The 13910-nt window shown below is 62.1% G+C and carries 11 protein-coding genes and 1 pseudogene; 8 read left to right on the top strand and 4 right to left on the bottom strand.

Translation table 11 applies throughout. From position 1 onward, the window contains the following. The first annotated feature begins 118 nt into the window (after positions 1 to 118). The 8 genes and pseudogenes from mobF to EWV37_RS07415 all read left to right on the top strand — a co-directional run bounded on the left by mobF (position 119) and on the right by EWV37_RS07415 (position 11195). Complete coding sequence (mobF, locus tag EWV37_RS07380) at positions 119 to 3577, top strand: MobF family relaxase (RefSeq protein ID WP_238663129.1); 3459 nt, start codon at positions 119 to 121, stop codon at positions 3575 to 3577. A 118-nt stretch (positions 3578 to 3695) separates the two neighbouring features. Next, entirely contained in the window at positions 3696 to 4172 is a 477-nt protein-coding gene (locus tag EWV37_RS07385; protein WP_129700774.1) for a TIR domain-containing protein, read from the top strand. After that, on the top strand, positions 4142 to 4609 hold the full coding sequence (locus EWV37_RS15855) for an HIT family protein (protein WP_129700776.1): 468 nt from the start codon (positions 4142 to 4144) through the stop codon (positions 4607 to 4609). The genes EWV37_RS07385 and EWV37_RS15855 overlap by 31 nt, the downstream gene beginning before the upstream one ends. After that, on the top strand, positions 4606 to 5139 hold the full coding sequence (locus EWV37_RS07395) for a hypothetical protein (RefSeq protein WP_129700778.1): 534 nt from the start codon (positions 4606 to 4608) through the stop codon (positions 5137 to 5139). Before EWV37_RS15855 ends, EWV37_RS07395 begins: the two co-directional genes overlap by 4 nt. Positions 5140 to 5302: 163 nt before the next feature. Beyond that, positions 5303 to 6310: pseudogene (locus tag EWV37_RS07400) on the top strand (C-terminal helicase domain-containing protein); the annotation flags it as partial. Positions 6311 to 6456: 146 nt separating this feature from the next. Further along, positions 6457 to 6810, top strand: coding sequence for a sulfate permease (locus EWV37_RS07405; RefSeq protein WP_129700780.1), 354 nt, complete (start codon positions 6457 to 6459; stop codon positions 6808 to 6810). A gap of 132 nt (positions 6811 to 6942) precedes the next feature. Beyond that, positions 6943 to 10572, top strand: a complete 3630-nt coding sequence (locus EWV37_RS07410; RefSeq protein WP_129700782.1) for a YobI family P-loop NTPase — start codon at positions 6943 to 6945, stop codon at positions 10570 to 10572. 95 nt (positions 10573 to 10667) lie between these two features. Then, entirely contained in the window at positions 10668 to 11195 is a 528-nt protein-coding gene (locus EWV37_RS07415; protein ID WP_129700784.1) for a hypothetical protein, read from the top strand. Between the two features lie 22 nt (positions 11196 to 11217). Here the strand turns inward: EWV37_RS07415 and EWV37_RS07420 are convergent, their stop codons facing one another. From EWV37_RS07420 to EWV37_RS07435, 4 genes are all read right to left on the bottom strand, one after another. Next, the gene (locus EWV37_RS07420) at positions 11218 to 11523 is read right to left on the bottom strand and encodes a helix-turn-helix domain-containing protein (protein ID WP_129700786.1); all 306 of its coding nucleotides are present in this window, start codon (positions 11521 to 11523) and stop codon (positions 11218 to 11220) included. Between the two features lie 389 nt (positions 11524 to 11912). Further along, complete coding sequence (locus tag EWV37_RS07425; RefSeq protein WP_129700788.1) at positions 11913 to 12179, bottom strand: hypothetical protein; 267 nt, start codon at positions 12177 to 12179, stop codon at positions 11913 to 11915. A gap of 2 nt (positions 12180 to 12181) precedes the next feature. Further along, positions 12182 to 12934 carry a RelA/SpoT domain-containing protein gene (locus EWV37_RS07430; protein ID WP_095797734.1) on the bottom strand — a complete coding sequence of 251 codons (753 nt, stop codon included), beginning with the start codon at positions 12932 to 12934 and terminating at the stop codon, positions 12182 to 12184. 181 nt (positions 12935 to 13115) lie between these two features. Continuing rightward, on the bottom strand, positions 13116 to 13880 hold the full coding sequence (locus tag EWV37_RS07435; protein WP_095797735.1) for an SIR2 family NAD-dependent protein deacylase: 765 nt from the start codon (positions 13878 to 13880) through the stop codon (positions 13116 to 13118). Between the last annotated feature and the right edge of the window lie 30 nt (positions 13881 to 13910).

Raw genomic sequence — 13910 nt, forward strand, 5'->3', positions numbered from 1 at the left:
CTCGGCGGATCCAGGCTCAGGCTCGCCGCCGACTCACCGAATCCACCGAATGCACGTATGCCACCGTTGGTGGGGCGTGCGCACCTCCCTCATGAGACGACTCATGAGGGAGGCCAGGATGAAGGGCGGGGTGATCCTGTTCCGCGGCAGCGGTGCTGCCGCGCGCCGCTATGTCGAGGCCGACCGTTCCCGTGCCGATGAGTATTACCTCGGCGCAGACGACACCGTGGCCGAGTACGCCGTGCTCGACAGCGCAGGCGAGGCCATCGCCGCCCGTTCCCTGTCAGCGGTCGAGTACGAGGGCTGGGTGGACTGGACGGAGCCGATGACGGGCGAGTCGATGGGCACGCCTCGCGCGGCCGGTGAGGGCACGAAGGGGTCGCCGTTGTTCGCGGAGATGACGATCAACGCCCCCAAGAGCCTGTCGGTCGCCGCCACCCTCCACCCCGAGGTTTCCGAAGCCCTCGACTCCGCGCAGCAGGACGCCCTCGCGGAGATTCGCCGCTGGCTCGGCCAGCACAGCGTGACTCGGGTCGGCCCGCGCGACGCGCGCGAGGTCGTGCCCATCGAGCGGATGCAAGTGGTCGGCATCGGTCACAAGACCTCCCGTGCTGGTGATCCGCACCGGCATATCCACATGCAGATCGGCACCCGCGTCTTCGCCGCCGAGAAGTGGCGGGCATTGGACACCGCCGCACTGTTCAAGCAGCAGGGAGCGATCCGTGCCCTCGGCACTGCAGTGATCGCCGCACACCCTGAACTTGCCGAGACGTTGAGCCGCTACGGTCTGACCCTCGACACCGCATCCGGTGAAGTAGTCGAGTTGGAGCCGTTCAACGCGGTCATGTCGAAGCGGTCGGCGCAGATCAGGCGCAACCTCGACCGGCTCGAAGCCGAATGGGAAGCCGCGCATCCTGGCGAAGTTCTCGGCCCGGTCATGACCGCGAGGTTGCAGGGCATCGCGTGGGCGCACCAGCGCCCCGGCAAGAAGCCCGCCGACCTCAAAGACGAGCAATGGTGGGTACAGGAACTCACGGATGCCGGATACAACCCCGACAAGCTCGAACACCGTGTCGCGCAACCGGTGGTGTCGGTGGATGACCTCGCGGTGCAGGAGATTGCATCACGGGCACTGGACCGCAGCGCTGCCGGAGCGTCGGCGTGGACACGGCACACCGTTCAAGAGCATGTCACCCGCATCACCACCGAGGCGGGCGTGCAGGCGAGTCCTGCCGAGTTGCGGGAGTTCATCGGGATTGCGACCGACCTTGCGACCAGCGACTGTTTCTCCGTCCTGCCACCGGGCGTACCTGCCCCGGAGCATGTCGCGCACCTGACCAGCCTGAGTGTGGTCGCTGCCGAAGCCGGGCTGCGTGACCAGCTCACCGCGGCCGTTCCCGCCGACGAACCTCAGCATCCCGAGGTATCCAAGACGGCGGACGCCGTAGGGCTTGATGAAGGCCAGCGCGTCGCCGCTGCGGCGGTCGCCTCACCCGATCCTCTCGTGATCGTGGAAGGAGCCGCAGGCAGTGGGAAGACGACCATGCTGCACACCGCAATCACCGTCGCCGCTGAGCACGGACGCAGTGCGCGGGTGGTTGCGCCGACCAAGCGTGCTGCACAGGTCGCCCACGATGAACTCGACGTGCCTGCAACGTCGGTTGCAGCACTGGTGTACGCGCACGGATGGAGATGGAACGACGACGGCGTATGGACACGCCTCGCCGTAGGTGACCCCGACCCCGCAACCGGCAGCACCTACACCGGTCCACCCGAGCACGCCCGACTGTCGCGGGGCGAGCGGGTGATTGTGGACGAGGCGGGAATGCTCGACCAGGACACCGCCCACGCCCTGTTGACCGTCACCACCGAGGTCGGGGCGACGGTCGCCCTCGTGGGTGACCGCGCACAGTTGCCCGCTGTCGGTCGTGGCGGGGTGCTCGACATGGCCGCGCAGATTCTCGGCCGCACCTACGACATGAGCGAACTCCACCGCTTCACCGACCCCGAGTACGCGGCTCTCACATTGGCGATGCGCGACCGGGCGAATCCCGGCGAGGCGTTCGACCGGCTCGCCGCGATGGGGCTCGTGACCCTGCACGCCGACGACGAGCAGGCCCGCGAGCACATCACCGAGCACGCCCGCGAGGGCGAGACGATCACGGTCGCCACGAATGACGAGGCGGCGGCGTTGAACGAGCGCATCCGCCTCGGAAGGGTCGAGGTTGGCGAGGTGGACGATACGGTGACCGCGACCGGCAGCGACGACCTCACCATCGGGGCAGGTGACCTGATCCAAACCCGCCGAAACGACACCGCGCTCGGCGTGGCGAACCGGCAACAGTGGATCGTCCAGCAGGTCACCGAGGATGGCACTGTGAACGCGCGGGAGGCTGCCAGCGACCGCAAGAACCCCCGCACCGTCACCCTGCCCGCCGAATACCTGGCAGAGCACGCGCACCTGTCTTACGCTGCGACTGCCTACGGTGTTCAAGGCGCGACCGTCGATGGTTCGCACACGGTGTTGACAAAGGCGACGAGCGCGGCAGGTGTCTACGTCGGTATGACCCGAGGCCGCGAGACGAACCGGCTCCACATCGTCGCCACGGACATGGCCGACGCCAGGACGCAGTTCATCGGCGCGATGGAACGCGACCCGGCAGACCGCGGCCTCGACCACGCCACCGCCCAAGCCGCCGAAGCGGTGCGCGGATTCGTCGCAGACGGCCCAGTGCGGCTGGTCACCGAAGAACTCGCCCGCCTCGACCACGAGACCGAGCGTGCAGAACAGGCGGCGGAACGGTGGGAGCAGATCGCCGCGAGGTTCGACGCCCAACGCGCTACCCACCAGGCTGAGGACGAGGACAGTGCCGCTGTGCTCCGACGAGCCGAGGACGCCGCCGAGCAGGTGCGTGCCGAGGTCACCGGGCCGCTGACGGTGCAGGCCGAGACTGATGGTGCCGCCTACCTCGACGCCGTCGCAAACGAGGCCGCCGCCCGTGGTCGCCTCGCCACGGTGGGCAGGTTCGGCAAGCGCAAGGCCCGTACCGAGCAGCAGGCCGCGACCGAGCGCACCCGGACGTTGCGCGGGCAGGTCAGCATCGAGTGGGGCACCACACCAGCGAACCCTGATCGTCTCCCCGAATGGGCAGGCAAGGTCGCCGCGAACCGCGCCGAGAGTGACCCCCGAGTGGCCGAGGCCGCCCAGACTGTCGAAGCCGCCACCGCCGACCGCGACACGATGCGGAAGCGGCACCAGCAGGAGCACACGGCGTTGCTCGTAAACGAGTACGGGGCCGAACACGCCCAGGCAGCCCGGTACGGGATGCGTCGCACCGCCAACCCACGCCGTCAAGCGCACGACGCCAAGAACCGGGCCGCGCTGCTACGGTCAGAGGCCGACGAACTCCGCGCCCTCCCCATCAACGACGCAGCCCGTCTGATCGAGACCAAGCACGCCGCACAGGAGCAGGCGCGACAGGACGCCACCGAACGAGCACGAAAACTCCGCGACCCGTTCGAGCGCGACCCCCGCCGAACCGACCCAAGCCGCGAGGGACCGAGACGGTCCCTGTAGCCGGGCGCAGCTCGACAGTAGGCACGCGAGCAAAGCGACGACGTGAGCCCCGGGGCTCGGATATGCTCAACGGAAGGGAGCAGACCTCTCTATGGGCACGAGTTCAAAGGAGACAAACATGGCCGTTTTCTATTCTTTCCACTACGACAGAGATGTTCATCGCGTGCAACTCATCGAGCAGATGGGAGCACTTGAAGGGCAGCCGATCCTCAACCATCAAGAGTGGGAGACGATCAAGAGCGGTGGTGACAAAGCCATCAAAGAGTGGATTTCTGACAAGATGAAGTGGAAGTCAGCGGTCATCGTTCTTATTGGCAAAGAGACTGCGTCTCGGGAATGGGTTCAGTACGAGATACAGAAGGCTTGGGATGACAAAAAGCCGCTTCTCGGCATTCAGATCCATGGCCTGTCCTCGATGGGGAGCGTCGACTCGGCAGGGTCGAATCCCTTTGACAAAGTCCCAGGCGTCTCAGGAGTTCCAATCTTTGATCCGACACAGACAGACTGGACGGGGAAGATCGATTCCAAGGCCACCTACAACTACCTGAAAGATCGCCTGAAGACATGGGCAACGCAGGGCAAGACTCGTCTGTGACCGCTGATCCCGATTGCCCGTTCTGCACAATTGTGCAACGGAACGATCCCGATGTGCGCGAGGTGTATCGGGACGATCAGGTGGTGGCCTTTTTCCCCACGGACCCGGCCGTGCTGGGACACACTCTGATCGTCCCGCGCGCGCATGTCCCCTTTGTTTGGGAGCTACACGATGAGGATGCAGAGCACATCGGCCTGCTTACCTCACGCATGTCGCGAGTAATCGTGGAAACCACTGGAGCCGAGGGGCTCAACGTTATTCAGTCGAACGGACACGTTGCTACCCAGAGTGTCAATCACGTCCACGTTCACCTCGTCCCGAGATGGACGAACGATGCCATAGGGCGCATCTGGCCCCCCGAGACTCGCTACTCCGAGCATGCGAAAGACGAGACTTGGGATGCTCTCCGTAACGCTTGTAGAGGGCTTCGACTATGACGGATCACGACACGACCAAGAGGGAAGACACAAGAGAAACCGTCAGGTTAAAGCACCTCGACTACATTCAGAGCATCGTCGCTCGAATGGCTCATTCCTCGACGCAGGCAAAGAGTTGGCTCTTGCCTGTGGTCACTGCGACGTTCGGATACGCGCTTACCCAACGGTCGGGAACTGTAGCATTGTTAGGTATCGCCGCCATTCTGCTGTTCGGCTACATGGATGCGAGTTACCTCCGGCAAGAGCGAGCGTACAGGCGGCTCTACAATGCCGTCGCTTCGGGGAAGAAGATTCCCGAGCTATCACTCGACCCGCATGATATCGACCGCAAGATTCCAGACGCGGATGGCGATCCGTCACCGAGGGACAAATCCGACGAAGAGCCAAGTTTTTGGAGGAAGTTGCGGACGGCCTTCCGTGGCTGGTTCTTCTTTGACCCTAGAGTCTGGTTCTCGTGGTCAATCTTCCCCTTCTACGGAGGATTCCTCGCTGTTGGAATCGCTGTTCTTTGGTACGCAGTTCCCCGCTGAGCCAGCTGACCAGGCACTGAACAGCGCCTCGACGTGACCCAATTAGATTCCCCTTTGGCAATTCGAACGCAGGATCGCACGGCAAAGTAACTGGTGTCCTCAGCAAGCAGTACACTGGAACTGCGCAGACGCGCACGATCACAGGTGAGTGTGTTTGGGGTACCTCGGCTACGCGGTCACCACCCACAGGGCGCAGGGCGTCACCGTCGACACCTCACACGTCCTGGTTGAACCGACCACGACGCGGGAGAACTTCTACGTCGCGATGACCCGCGGCAAGGACGCCAACCGCGCCTACGTGGTCCTCGACAGGGCCGACGAGCACGCTAGCCCGCATCCCGGTGACAACCCCGACGCGACCGGCCGGTCCGTGCTGTATGGCGTCCTGCAACACGTTGGGGCCGAGCTGTCCGCGCACGAGACCATCACCGCCAAACAGGAGCACTGGGGCTCGATCGCCCAACTCGCCGCCGAGTACGAGACCATCGCCGCCGCAGCCCAACACGACCGCTGGGCCACCCTCATCCGGTCCTCCGGACTCACCGCCGAACAAGCCGACGCCGCGATCGAGTCTGACGCGTTCGGGGCGCTCACCGCCGAGCTGCGCCGGGCTGAGGCCAACCACCACGACGTAGACCGCTTGTTCCCGCGCCTGGTCGCCGCGCGCGGGTTCGCCGATGCTGACGACATCGCCTCCGTCCTGCACTACCGCGTAGCCCGCGCCACCGCCCGCCCGGCCGGCTCAGGCCGCACCCGCAAGACGCCACGGCTCATCGCCGGACTGATCCCATCCGTGGATGGTCCGATGGCAGGCGATATGCGCAAGGCGCTCGATGAACGTCGCCAGCTCATCGGGCAGCGCACCAGCACCGTCCTGGATAGCGCCCTCACTGACCAAGAGCCCTGGACTGCCGCGCTCGGCCCGGTGCCCGAGGGCGAGAAAGAAGCGAAGGCGTGGCGGCGCGATGCCAGAGTGGTGGCGGCCTACCGCGACCGCTATCAGGTCACCAGCAGCCGCGCTCTCGGTCCCGAACCAGAGAGCGCGGCGCAGAAGATTGACCATGCCCGCGCCGATGCCGCTCTCCTCCGCGCACAGGCCATCACCAAGCCTCAACAGGACGGACCGGGACGGCGTCCAATCGCAAATCAGCCGATCGGCCCGCGACTGTGAGCCCTTCAAGACGTCAGAACTCGGGCGTATCGTAGAAGCGAGGCACGTTTCTCCTCACCACTCGGCCACACGCGGTCGGCCCGACTTCGGGCCTTTCTCAACGCACTGCCTCCTCAGGTGAAACGTGCGATTGAGAGGAGCCGAACATGTTCCGCCTCCTGATAGTGGTCAGCATCCACATCCGGAACTTCCTGCGCCGCTACATGCCCACCAACATCCTCGCTGACCTCATACGGACCAGACGCGGCATGAAGTGGGGGCCAGCAGCGATGATGCTGGCCATCCCGTACTTTGCCGCCGCCGTCTGGTTCGTCGGCCTGATAGATCAGGGAGCGCCAGGCTGGCTGCACCTACTCGTCCTGCTGACGATCTGGAACGGGTTCAAGATGCTCTGGCTCGGACCTGCAAGCGTCGCTTGGCTCACCCGAGCCCGCCTCCGTGAGGCCGCTGCACGTCGACGACAGCAGCGAGCCGCCCCGCTGTCAGGCTCGACCGTCTAGCCAGACGAACCCGAGGACCTTGACGCTGCGTCGCTCAGACGCCCGAGAACCGCAGTCATGTCGGGCACCTGCCGTAGAATTTCACCTATGTCATCTGATCGACCGGCGCGGCAACCAGCACCGAGTTCTGCCGTGCCCGTCCTTCGGAGTCTCGGACCCGCGTACGAAGAGGACCTCCACGGACGCAACGCTGCCGTCCTCCTCGACGTCCTAACTGACAAGTCCGCAACAGCCGCGAAGAACATCGCTCTAGCGGGTCACTACGGCAGTGGCAAAAGCAGCGTCATCCTTGGTGTCCAGGAGGGTTTAGACGAACGCAGTACCAAGTGGGTCAACTTGTCGTTGTCCAGCCTGGGAATCGATGACACGAAGCGGGTACGCATCCAGCAGGACGGGTCGCTTGCGCCCTTGACGAACCTCATCCAGAAGGAGATCGTCAAGCAGCTCCTCTATCGGAAGCCGCCTTCGGACATGCCGGGGTCAAGGTACTTTCGCATCGACTCATTCAAACCTTGGCCAGCCTTGATGTGGGGCGGTGTCGTTGCAGTCGGATTCTTCGTAGTGGCCGTTCTTCTTGGGCTGGTCAATCGCATCGAAGACGTGGCACCCGCGAGCGTGGTCGACAGTCATTCGTGGGTAGCTTGGGCCACTGTCGGCGCCCTCGGAGCGTTCGTGGGCGGAGTCTGGTTCTTAGGCCTCCGCGTCCTTCAGAACCGGATACGAGTGGAGAGCGTCTCCGCCGGCGGAGCAGCGGTCAAGCTGAGCGCGAAAGAAAACTCGTACTTCGACGAGTACCTGGACGAGATTGTCTACTTCTTCCAGCGGACGAAGACCAAGGTCGCGATCTTTGAGGATCTAGACCGGTTCAAGGACCCGCACATCTTCGAGACCCTGCGGGAGCTAAACACCGTCTTGAACAACTCCGAGCAGATCAAGTCACGGCCGATTCAGTTCGTCTACGCAGTCCGGGACAGCATCTTCGAGGAAATTCAAGTAGACACAGAATCCGACGGTGAAGATACCAAGACTTCGGCCCTCCATGCGTCTGCGTTGGAGTCTGCACCTTCGGCGAACAGGACGAAGTTTTTCGACCTGGTAGTGCCGATGGTTCCGTTCATCACCCACCGTTCGGCACGGGACCTGCTCGCGGCCGAGTTCTCCAAAGCGGACCACCAGCCGTCTACCGCATTGGTCAACCTTGTCGGCGCCCATCTGACCGACATGCGCGTAATCCGCAACATCAGAAACGAGTACGAGATCTATCGCGCATCCGTGCTCGGCGAGAATGGGCTCAAAGGACTTACCGCAGACCGCCTGTTCGCGATGATGGTTTACAAGAACCTGCACCTGGAAGACTTCGAAGCCATCCGGCTCGGCACAAGCAAGATCGACGAGGCACACCGGGCCTTCCACAAGATGGTCGAGTATCAAACTCGACATCAAGCGGTGCGCAGCAAGACGGCGCAGAACCGAGTGAGGACAAAAGCTCTCTGGGACAAGCATGCGCAGACAGCCGGGGAGCGGCTACAAGAGGTGCTGCCGATCGTCTACCGAGCGACAGGGCGCGGAGGTAAGCCGGTCCTTCGATACCAGTCGCAGGACTACCAACTGTCAGACCTGACATCAGGTGACTTCTGGAGGTCGTTGTACGAGAATCGCGACTCGGTACATCTCCTTCGCTCAGGATACAGCGGCATCGAACTGTCATTCGACGAACTGATCTCGCTGACCGGGACTGGGACGGATGGGTTGGACGACGCCGTGGACGCTGATGTTGCCCGCCTTCAGCGCGACTCCCGGGTGGCACTTGAGACTAAAGACTTCGTCACGAAGTCCACGATGGCGGAACTTATCGCTAGGACGGACCTCGTCATGCCAACCACGGATGGCGACGAAAGCAATTTGGACTCCGTCATCAGCGAACTTGTATCTCCTTTGGGGCGCGATCTGCTGGCTAAGGGCTACATCGACGAGAACTTCACTCTGTACTGCTCGGACTACCATGACATCGCGATCAGCGTGAGTGCGATGAACTTCATCCTTCACTGCGTCCAAGCCGATCGCGCAGCTCCCCACTTTCACTTCGATGAGGCTAGCTCGATCGAAGCAGTTGAGAAGGAGATGGGTTCCCGCTTCCTCGACGGCGAAAGTGTCTTTAACGTCGAAGTATTTGACTACTACTTGCTTGCACGTCCCGAACACCTCGACAAGGCCATCGATAAGCTCGCCGTGCGTTCGGGGGATGACTCCTCTTTCCTCGACGCCTACATGATAGACGGCGAATCTCGCGATGGGTTCATAAGTCGATTGGCGCCGCGCTGGGACGGTGTTTTCATTCATCTGGTCGAGAAGGCACCGCTAGAACTCGAAGTAGTCGTGGCCCTCGTTGATGCGGCTATCACGAGCGCCGCGCAGGACACAGACTACGAAGCGTCTGACCAGGTCGCGGAGTTCGTGTCGGAGCACTACGCCCAGATGCAGGCATTTGTTGGCGAGACGGACGCGGTGAAGGCGACCGACCTGATTGCTCTTCTGCGTCGTCTCGGCGCGCAGATAAGCGATCTCGGTGTGCTCGGAGAGACACAGCGCAAGGCGGCGGTGGCCGCAGGCCTTTACCCGGTCACGCGGATGAACCTGTCGGTCGCTCTCGGCGAAAGCACCGGTCTAGTGCTTGACGTCATGAACGCTGCCGATGACTCGGTCTACAGGCATGTGCTCGCGAACCTGGACGACTACCTTGACATCCTCCAAGACGACGAGGTGACCGTCGAGAGTCCAGACGCATTCGTTGCTGTGCTCGGTGACGTCGCAGATTCAGCCGAGTTTGCCGTGCGCCTCGTCGCGGCACGTGCGGCGGACTCCTGCGAAGTTGCCGACCTGACGGACCTCGACGACGGAGCATGGGGACAAGTGGTGTCGGCAGGTCGGTTCGCGCCGACTGTCTGGAACGTGAGCCACTTCGTCAGCAAGTTCGGAGTCAACGAAGAACTGATCGAGAACCTCGGCACCGTCAACCTCACCAAGGCCGAGGAAGTAGAAGAAGAGCCCAGGCTGGAGCTTGCATATGCACTGGCCAACTCCGGTGCGTTGGAGTCGACAGCAGCCGTCCGCCTACTCGGGCAGCTCGACCTGGCCGACGGCTTGGACCCCGAACACTTGTCCGATGTCGGCCTCGCCCTCCTTCCGGCGCTGCTAGAGAAGGACCTGGTGCCCGATACCGCCGACACGTACGCCCTCGTGAGTGACCGCCCGTTCGCATTCCGCGAGGAGTACTTCGCAGCGTCCAAGCAACTGGCGTCGTACGTATGCGAGTTGGAGTTGTCGAGCGACGATCTGGCTCAAGTGATGCGGAGTCGACGCCTGACACCAGCTGTGAAGCGCGCGATCGCCGACGACGTAGATTTCGTCACTGATCGTCTGTCCCGGCAGAGCGTGATCGCGTTTTGCCAGTGGGCAAGCAAAGGCAACAACGTCTCTGTTGAACTACTAGTCAAGCTTGCCGAGGCTGGTGCGCCGGCCGAGCACGTTCTGGGTCTGCTAGAGCCGCATCTCCCCGACATAGAACTCGGGCTACTAGATCAAATCCTGCTCGGATTGGGCGACGACTATGAGCCTCTGACCAGAACCGGTTACCATCGTCCGCACTTGAAGGACCGCGACGGAACTGAGGAACTGCTCAAAGCGTTGCAGAGTCGCAACAGAGTCAGTTCCTTCGGTCCAGCAAAACTACTCGGCGGAATCCGAGTCAACATGCGGCACTGATAATGACAGACATTTTGACCGTAATTTAGATAGACCCGGGTAGCTTGCTTGGCTAAAGACCGGGATGATGCCAGAGGGCTGAGAAGGATATCGGTATGCGCCTTGTTGATTTCACTGACCTGGCGCAACGATGTCGCGAGAGCGGTTACGGCCTCACAGAGTTCCAACGACAAGACATGGTCGCCGACCTGCGCTGGCCGGCCGATGTCATCGAGCAGTGGATCTACGACCACGCAGGCAATGCTTCCTTCCTCCGAGATTATGAGAACGTCGATCTCGCACAGGTCGACTGGCAGGTTGAAGCGCTGCCAGTTGACACGTTCATGAAGATGCAAACTGGACCATCGGACCGGAATGCTATTGAGGTCGTCGCGGACGATCCAGATCATTGGATCTCCGTGCGTAACCAAGGCCAGCACCTGGGCGTGGGACTCGCCTGGGAGGTTCACGGCACTTGGAAGCGTTGGCCGATCGTCATAGATCAGGCGCTGCTTCACCCCGCATCGAGCGGCGTTCAACTTGTGGAAGGACGCACTCGCGTCGGCATCCTGCGCGGTCGTCAGCGGCAAGGAAAGCTCGTCGCCAACATGCATCTGGCTTGGGTCGGTCGCCAATTTGGATGACATCGTCCCTCTCCGAACTTGACTAGAGAGACGGACGGCGGCCACGTTGGCGAATCGTCCCGCCAGAAGTGACGACCGCAGAGCGCACCGTCTCGTCACCGACACCCAACTTGGCAGCGACCTCTTCGAGCGTCATGCCCTTCTCGTACAGCCGCGCAGCTTCTCGACGCCCGCGCTCATCCAGACCACGACGACGCACCGCGACACCTGCCTGTGCAGCGAGCCGATGCACAGTCGTGCGATGTATCCCGAACCGCCGCACCAGCTTGTCGACCGGTACTCCCTTGGCGTACTGCTCCGCCAGCGCAGCCCGATTCGGGACACTCAAACGGGTTTGAGGACGAGGCGAATTCTTCGTGACCGGGCCGCGCACATCCTCGATAGGCTGACGCTCAGGACGCGACACCGAGCGCCGCGTTCCCCTCAGAACCCGGCGAATCAGCGTCATGAGGGGCTTGCGCGGGTTTGAGAACCACCCAGCGAGGTGCACCTCAGGCGCAAGGCCCGAACCTTTATCGCACTGTTTTCATTGCTTGAGGTTCGGGCCTTTCTCATGCGCGACCAGGGTGCTCGCGCGAATTTTCAGCCCATGTTTATGGGTGGAACCTTGCACGAACGACATGCCTATGACACTCGGATCAGAGCGTCAATAAGAAATCCCCATCCACAGGTGCGGATGGGGACTTCCTGATCTTCGAAGAAGACTTGGAAACGTAGCTAGAAGCTCAGGGCCATAGCTTTTTTCATGAGAGATTGAGAGGCGCCTTCAAAATAGTTGGCATGAGTAAATTTGATGGTCTCCAACGAGTCAGAGCCCACCAAGACCACATCAATCTGCGTCTCGTCCTGGTGCTGTTGCTCCATCGCGGAGTACGCAGTGGTTGCTCTGGCCACGTCAGAACCAAAGTCTTCTTGGTGCACCAACTTGCCGTGGGCATGGTCAAACACCAGCAAGAAGTGGCGAATGGGCTGCGCCTTAGCCATAGCTAGATCCTTTCATCGAGGGGCAACTCCTGCTGCACCCCCTGGGCGGCACGAAGAACATGCATAGACCTCCGTGCCTCACTTAGAGTCTCACTGTACCTTTTTTGAAGATCATGTGGTATGGGCTTCTTCATATCGGTCAAGAAGTAGATATCTGCCACTACGGCGAGGAACTCCTGGACTGGATGATCACCATCCTGCTTGAAGTTGCGTCCCAAATCTTTGGAGAACCCCTCTGAAGTCTCGGCCCACTCATGCATGGATTGAGTCCTTAACTGCACCTCAACGGGCAGCCCACTGGGTTGCGTCTTAAGGACTATATGTACTGCCCTGTACCCCGAGATGCGGGGGATTTCCACGTAGTCAAGTACACGGAGTATTTGACTCTGGCGGCGATCCTTGATCGAAGCCTCGAACAGCCTAGGAGATTCTAGGTCATCAAGGACTACGCGGCAGCCACCGATGTCGTGCATCGTGAGGAGATTAAGCGTCGTCTCCCGCGCAGTGAGTTTCTCAATGATTGTGGGAACCTTCTTGAGTCTCTGAGACACCTTCACGGGCAGGCCAACATCCCGGGCATAGCGCCGCAACCAGTTGTTGACGTTCACAGTCGGAGAGCTGAAACATGCGCGGTACTGCTCCACTACTCGAAGAGCAAGCTCGTAATCGTGGTGGGGCAAATCTCCACGATGATAGGCGCGAATCCTGGAACCAGCTTTCTTCACTTGCTTGCGCGTGGGTAGCTGGTTCTGCATGTCCCAAGAGTAACCCGCAACGTCCTCGGAATTGTTGGGGGTGACCAAGCCCCCGCCGCACTGCAATGAGCGGTTGGAGCGCTGATGGTTTGACGCGGTGCGATGCGGGACTGGGCAAGTGTAATTTTGATGCGCCGAGCCGTGGATCTTGCGCCAATGTCGCGATAACCAGACCCATTCTTTACCCTAGGGCACTCACCAGCGCGGGTAGCGCCTGACCGGCCGTGGCACGCCAGGTGTGGTCCGCGCTGGCCGACACCTCCGAGACCCGGGGGTTGATTTCAACAACGGGCACACCGCGTGCACCGGCGAAGTCCGGGATGCTCGCGGCGGGGTACACCAGGCCCGAGGTGCCCACGACCAGCACGAGATCCGCTTCTTGCGCGGCCTCGACAGAGTCCTGGAACGCCCTCTCCGGCAGGGCCTCGCCAAACCACACGACACCGGGGCGGACCAGTCCACCACACTGATGGCATGCGGGTGGGTCGAGCTGAGCCACGGGTTCCGTAATGGGCGGATAACCGGTGTCGGCGGGGGCACCGCAACCGGCGCAGCGCAGGGCGAAGAGGTCGCCGTGGACGTGGGCGAGAACCGTAGCGCCCGCCCGTTCATGCAGGGCGTCCACATTCTGGGTGGAAATTCGCAGATCGATACCGGGGCGAGCCTGCCATTGCGCAAGTGCCAGGTGACCGGGGTGCGGCTCGGTGCCGCGCACGAGGGACGCGCGCCACGCGTACCAGGCCCAACACTGGGCGGGGTCTTCCTCCCAGGCCTCCGGGGTGGCGAGTTCCACCGGGTCAAAACGCTCCCACAGTCCGGTCTGGGCATCGCGGAAGGTCGGAACACCGGACTCGACGGACATCCCTGCTCCGGTCAGAACCGTCACCCGCCGTGCCGAGCGGGCGAGGTCGAGGATTTCTGGGGGTACCCGATCGGAGGAAGGCATGCTCCTCAGGCTAGATCATGACCTCATTGC

This window comes from Kocuria carniphila (assembly GCF_004136555.1).
GTDB classification, from domain to species: Bacteria; Actinomycetota; Actinomycetes; order Actinomycetales; family Micrococcaceae; genus Kocuria; species Kocuria carniphila.

Bases quoted from the DNA above. Each gene is read 5' to 3' on its own strand.
- mobF (WP_238663129.1), top strand. From the start codon at position 119: ATGAAGGGCGGGGTGATCCTGTTCCGCGGCAGCGGTGCTGCCGCGCGC.
- EWV37_RS07385 (WP_129700774.1), top strand. From the start codon at position 3,696: ATGGCCGTTTTCTATTCTTTCCACTACGACAGAGATGTTCATCGCGTG.
- EWV37_RS15855 (WP_129700776.1), top strand. From the start codon at position 4,142: ATGGGCAACGCAGGGCAAGACTCGTCTGTGACCGCTGATCCCGATTGC.
- EWV37_RS07395 (WP_129700778.1), top strand. From the start codon at position 4,606: ATGACGGATCACGACACGACCAAGAGGGAAGACACAAGAGAAACCGTC.
- EWV37_RS07405 (WP_129700780.1), top strand. From the start codon at position 6,457: ATGTTCCGCCTCCTGATAGTGGTCAGCATCCACATCCGGAACTTCCTG.
- EWV37_RS07415 (WP_129700784.1), top strand. From the start codon at position 10,668: ATGCGCCTTGTTGATTTCACTGACCTGGCGCAACGATGTCGCGAGAGC.
- EWV37_RS07425 (WP_129700788.1), bottom strand. From the start codon at position 12,179: ATGGCTAAGGCGCAGCCCATTCGCCACTTCTTGCTGGTGTTTGACCAT.
- EWV37_RS07430 (WP_095797734.1), bottom strand. From the start codon at position 12,934: ATGCAGAACCAGCTACCCACGCGCAAGCAAGTGAAGAAAGCTGGTTCC.
- EWV37_RS07435 (WP_095797735.1), bottom strand. From the start codon at position 13,880: ATGCCTTCCTCCGATCGGGTACCCCCAGAAATCCTCGACCTCGCCCGC.